Origin of the sequence: Thiocystis violacea (genome assembly GCF_016583575.1) — a bacterium.
Classification (GTDB): Bacteria; Pseudomonadota; Gammaproteobacteria; order Chromatiales; family Chromatiaceae; genus Thiocystis; species Thiocystis violacea.
In genome coordinates this window covers 1-3,211 of sequence record NZ_NRRG01000117.1, presented here as the reverse complement: position 1 = coordinate 3,211, position 3,211 = coordinate 1, and the positions used below count along the sequence as shown (strand labels likewise).

Sequence of the window (3,211 nt, the reverse complement as noted above, 5' to 3'; positions counted from 1 at the left end):
AGCCAACGGCCTGGAGCCCTGGGCCTACCTCAACCACCTCTTCGAGCACCTGCCAGCGGCCAAGACCCCAGAGGCCATCGCGGCTCTCCTGCCGCACAACCTGAAAATGGACGACATCAAGCCGGTTAGGTCAATCCTGTAGTTGGCCGGACGCTTACAGGCCTTCAGGATGGGTTCAAGCTGCCTCGGTCTCGCGTGATGGGAGCTAACCATCACGAAATTCAAGATACAAGGATGGGTAGAGCGCAGCGAAACCCATCATTCCCCGCGCCGATGTGTCAGATTCCCGCAAACAAAAAACGCCCCCGGTTTCCCGAGGGCGTTCAAAAGTCAGGCGCCGGAGCTGTGAACGATGGGTTTCGCTATCGCTCTACCCATCCTACCTCGCTAATAAATAAAGAGTATCAGGAGAAAGATCGATTTCATCGCTCCAAGTGACGACGCCATGAACAACGGATGCTTTCATAAATAAATTATTATCAACCAAGGGAGCGAAGGCGGGATATGAAAGATACGGTTTCATATCAAAAAAACGGTGCTCGCCGGTTGCGAAATCAACTTCAAGACGAAAATCAGGCAACGGTTTTACCCGAATAGCATCTGGTGTCATCTCAGAATCTCCTTAGCGTAATGGATCGATTTTAAATGGAGTTTGCCCACTGGACGCCAAGAACCAATCAGCCATCAGATCATCGCGGTGCAATTCGATCCAGGCTTGCACCAATTTCATTTGGCGCGTTGGCAGTTGGCCTTCCAGCACGTCACCATCCGGGATCGACAACACGACCTTGTACTCGTTATAGCGAATATGGATATGAGGCAGATGATGTTTTTGGGTGTCCAGGGCATACATGGAAACCAGGATCCCATAAAACATGCTGATTGTCGGCATTCTCAACGATCCATCACTTCTTGAAGAGTATAGCCAAATTCCCCAAAAAAAACGCCCCCGGTTTCCCGAGGGCGTTCAAGTCTTTCTTCAAGGTCGGTGGTTCGATGGTTTCGTAACCAGTCGGCATCCGTGCCAACACTCGGCGTCATACCGTAGTCACTCTACCCATCCTACCTTGCTAGCAGAAAACGTGGTCTGTCCCTGAGGTATCCCCTACTCTACCCTTTCCCCTCGCCGGCGTTTTCCCGGTATCCCTCAGAACGGGGCGGCGGCGCGCAGCGCTTCGACCTGGGCCACGCTCAGTCCCGTGGCCTGGGTGATCTGCCCATCGCTGAGCACGCCCAGCATGATGAGGTTGCGGGCGGTGTCCTGGGCGGCTTCCAGGCGGCCTTTCTGCTCTCCTTCCTGAAGCCCTTCCTCACGTCCTTCCTCGCGTCCTTCCAACCGCCCGCGCTCGATCAGTTCGGCGTTCCAGCGTTCGACGCGTTCTTGTAACACGGCATGCACCTCGTGAAAGTCGTTGATGTCGGGGAGCACGATCCCCGGTCGCTTCTTGAGAATATAGCTCTTGTAGATCCAACGGCCAAAGGTGCGTTTGAGGCTGTCGCCCGCGTCGCTGTCGAGCGCCTCGACGAGGCGTTCGTAAAGCCGAAACCAGGTGGCTTCATCGCGGGCGTGTTCGAGCTGAAACAGGGCGGCAACCAGATTGCGCAGCGCCAGGGGTTGCCGGGCGTCCTGGACCAGGGCGCCTTCGTCGAGCAGCAGGTAGCGGACCTGGACTTGATAGCGCGCGAGCGTTGGGGGCACGTCCTCGATCAGGTCGGCGAGGCTGGACGCGGCGTGCCAGCGGGGTTCGCCGTTGTAGAGGACGATGGGCAGCACCAGGGGGAGCTGGGCGTTGGGGGCGAGGCGCTGGTGCTCGATCAGATCCTGATACAGCAGGGTGACGTAGTTGGCGACGCGCACGGCCATGAAGCGGTCGACGCGGCTTTGAAATTCGATCAGCAGATAGAGGTACAGCCAGCCGGCGCGACTGCGCACGCGCCAGATGATGTCGTCCTCGCGGTCGCGGAAGTCGTCGGTGACGAAGTGGCCCTTGACCACTTCGAGGGTGGCGAGGTCGAGTTGGGACACCCAGTCTTCATGCACGAAATCGGTCAGCAGGTCGCGCACCATCTCGGGATGGGAAAACAGGCGTTTGTAGCTGTGGTCGTGATGATGGGGCGGCGTGGACATGGGCGGCGGCGTGCAGCGGGCGGGGCGCCATCATCGCGCCAACGCATCCGGATTGCACCCGAAAAAACGCCCCCGGTTTCCCGAGGGCGTTCAAGTCTTTCTTCAAGGTCGGTGGTTCGATGGGTTTCGTGACCAATCGGCATCCGTGCCAACACTCGGCGTCATACCGTGGTCACTCTACCCATCCTACCTTGCTATAAAGGTATTGATTGCTCGTAAAGTGTCTCGGGCGCAATGTCGATATCACCCGGCCAAGTGACGGTTCCATAATCAACCCGAGCCAAGGAAAAATACCCTGGGTTTTCCAGACGACGAAAGACCGGATAGTGCAAATAGGGGCGCATATCGAAACGCCGCTGTTCACCCCCAGCTCCAGTAAAGGTGAGCAGTAACCCATAACCGGGAATCGTCTCAACGGAATTGACCTCGATCATCGTCAATGCCTCACCGCAAGGGATCAATCGGAAACACAGGTTCGCCATTCACCGCCAGCGCCCAATCCGCCATCAATTCCTCTTCATGGATGGTGACCCAGGCTTGTACCAAGCGTAGTTTCTTTGCCGGAAGATCACCCTCCAGCAGGTTTCCTTCCGGAATAGAGATGACCGCCTGTTGGCCCTGGTATTCAACATGAAGGTGTGGCAAGTGATGCTGTTGGGTATCCATGAACAGCATCCGAATAATGATACCGTAGAACATGCTGATGGTTGGCATCGTCATTTGCCCGCGTCATTTGTCAGGTGATCAGTGTAACCCCAAACAGGTTAAGTAGCCACGTAGGGTGGGTAGAGCGCAGCGAAACCCACCGAACCCAAGCGCCGACATTTCAGATTCGCGCAGAAAAAAACGCCCCCGGTTTCCCGAGGGCGTTCAAGTCTGTCTTCAAGGTCGGTGGTTCGATGGGTTTCGTGACCAGTCGGCATCCGTGCCAACACTCGGCGTCATACCGTGGTCACTCTACCCATCCTTGTATCTTGAATTTCGTGATGGTTAGCTCCCATCACGCGAGACCGAGGCAGCTTGAACCCATCCTGAAGGCCTTGACCTTGTTGCGTAGATCAAGCCCTTGGTCTCTTCTTTCAC

6 protein-coding genes are annotated in these 3,211 nt (G+C 56.3%); 1 reads left to right on the top strand and 5 read right to left on the bottom strand.

Annotated features, from left to right (window positions below; genetic code table 11):
* Positions 1-10 precede the first annotated feature (10 nt).
* The gene (locus CKO27_RS23550; RefSeq protein WP_420825867.1) at positions 11-142 is read left to right on the top strand and encodes a transposase domain-containing protein; all 132 of its coding nucleotides are present in this window, start codon (positions 11-13) and stop codon (positions 140-142) included.
* Between the two features lie 237 nt (positions 143-379).
* Here the strand turns inward: CKO27_RS23550 and CKO27_RS23545 are convergent, their stop codons facing one another.
* From CKO27_RS23545 to CKO27_RS23525, 5 genes are all read right to left on the bottom strand, one after another.
* Positions 380-610 carry a DUF2442 domain-containing protein gene (locus CKO27_RS23545; RefSeq protein ID WP_200377346.1) on the bottom strand — a complete coding sequence of 77 codons (231 nt, stop codon included), beginning with the start codon at positions 608-610 and terminating at the stop codon, positions 380-382.
* Between the two features lie 12 nt (positions 611-622).
* Positions 623-892, bottom strand: coding sequence for a DUF4160 domain-containing protein (locus CKO27_RS23540; RefSeq protein WP_200377345.1), 270 nt, complete (start codon positions 890-892; stop codon positions 623-625).
* 255 nt (positions 893-1,147) lie between these two features.
* The gene (locus CKO27_RS23535) at positions 1,148-2,128 is read right to left on the bottom strand and encodes an Rpn family recombination-promoting nuclease/putative transposase (protein WP_200377344.1); all 981 of its coding nucleotides are present in this window, start codon (positions 2,126-2,128) and stop codon (positions 1,148-1,150) included.
* Positions 2,129-2,322: 194 nt separating this feature from the next.
* Complete coding sequence (locus CKO27_RS23530) at positions 2,323-2,562, bottom strand: DUF2442 domain-containing protein (protein WP_200377343.1); 240 nt, start codon at positions 2,560-2,562, stop codon at positions 2,323-2,325.
* 10 nt (positions 2,563-2,572) lie between these two features.
* Positions 2,573-2,842: a DUF4160 domain-containing protein gene (locus tag CKO27_RS23525; RefSeq protein ID WP_200377342.1), complete on the bottom strand. Its 270-nt coding sequence runs from the start codon at positions 2,840-2,842 to the stop codon at positions 2,573-2,575.
* Positions 2,843-3,211: the final 369 nt, after the last annotated feature.